The 1,309-nt window shown below is 44.4% G+C and carries 2 protein-coding genes; both read left to right on the top strand.

The annotated features are described in order from the left end of the window. The coding region (locus tag RH85_RS06760) for a sialic acid TRAP transporter substrate-binding protein SiaP (protein ID WP_006711461.1) at nt 1-908 on the top strand (908 nt) is incomplete at its 5' end. Nucleotides 909-961: 53 nt separating this feature from the next. Then, a partial coding sequence (locus RH85_RS06755) for a TRAP transporter small permease (RefSeq protein WP_006711460.1) occupies nt 962-1,309 on the top strand: 348 nt, incomplete at its 3' end.

The raw sequence follows: 1,309 nt of genomic DNA, 5'->3' as shown, positions 1-1,309 counted from the left end.
GTGCTCAAACAGAACTAAAAGTTGGCTTCAATGAAGCGTACAACAGCCCGATCTACCATGGAATGGTAAAAGCCGCGCAAGAGTTAGAGAAACAATCCAGTGGTGAGTTGACGATGCGCATCTATGAAGGCGGTCAACTAGGTAGCGTACATGAAATGCTCGAGCAGGTATCTCTGGGTGAGATTGATATGTCAATGCAGGTATTCGGTGGCTACGCACAGTATGTGCCTGAGCTAGGCGCACTAGAGACGGCTTATATCGTTAATGACTTCGACCACCTACAGAAAATTTTGGCAAGTGAATGGGGCATGAAAGTGCGCGGTGAGCTAGAAGATAATTTCCAACTTAAGCCTATCGATAGCTGGTACTTCGGTGTGCGCCAAACGACATCTAACCGAGCGATTAACTCAATTGATGATATGAAAGGGTTAAAACTTCGTACGCCAAACGCGAAAGCATTGATTGATTACGCGAAAGCAACCAGCGCCATCCCATCACCCATTGCCTATGCAGAAGTTTACCTTGCGCTACAGACTAACGCGGTAGACGGTCAAGAAAACCCAATTCCATCGATTGAAGCAATGAAGTTCTACGAAGTACAAAAATACCTTGCGATGACCAATCACGTGGTTCAAGACCAAACTATTTCCATTAACTCTGACAGTTGGAATGACCTTTCTGAACAAGAGCAAGAATGGTTGGTAGCGGCCCTTAAGGCGGGTGGTGATGAAGCAGAGCGTCTCATTAATGCTGACACAGAAAAGCATCTTGCGCTATTTAAGGAAGCCGGTGTGACGGTGACTTATCCAGATCTAGAACCGTTTCGTGCGGCAATGAAACCATACTACGCAGCATTAGATAAGCAATATGGCGAAAACTTCACACAAACCTTAATTGACGCGAAGTAATTCTGTTTAAGGCGGGGCACGGGACGTGCTCCGCTACTCAATAGGAACTAACTATGTACAAGATAATTATTAAGATGGAGTTGATAGAAAAATATCTGTCTATCTTTCTATTTTTGCTCATGTTGTCGGTGATCGCCATCCAGATCCTGAGTCGCTATTTCTTTAGTTTTGCTATCCCATGGACAGAAGAACTATCTCGTTGGCTATATATTTATATCGTATTTATTGGGGCCAGTGAGGCGATTTCTCGCCGTGACCATATCGCCATCGATATGTTGCCAAATAGATTGGGTGATAGGGCGGGTTTACTTCTCGATATCTTTATTCATGGTGTCTTTGCTGTGATTGCTGTGATTGCTGTGATTGCTGTGATTGCTGTGATTGCTGTGATTGCTGTGATT

The sequence above is a fragment of the Vibrio ichthyoenteri ATCC 700023 genome (assembly GCF_000222605.1).
GTDB classification, from domain to species: Bacteria; Pseudomonadota; Gammaproteobacteria; order Enterobacterales; family Vibrionaceae; genus Vibrio; species Vibrio ichthyoenteri.
Note: the sequence above shows the minus strand (reverse complement) of the source record. Positions and strands in the feature narration are given on the sequence as shown.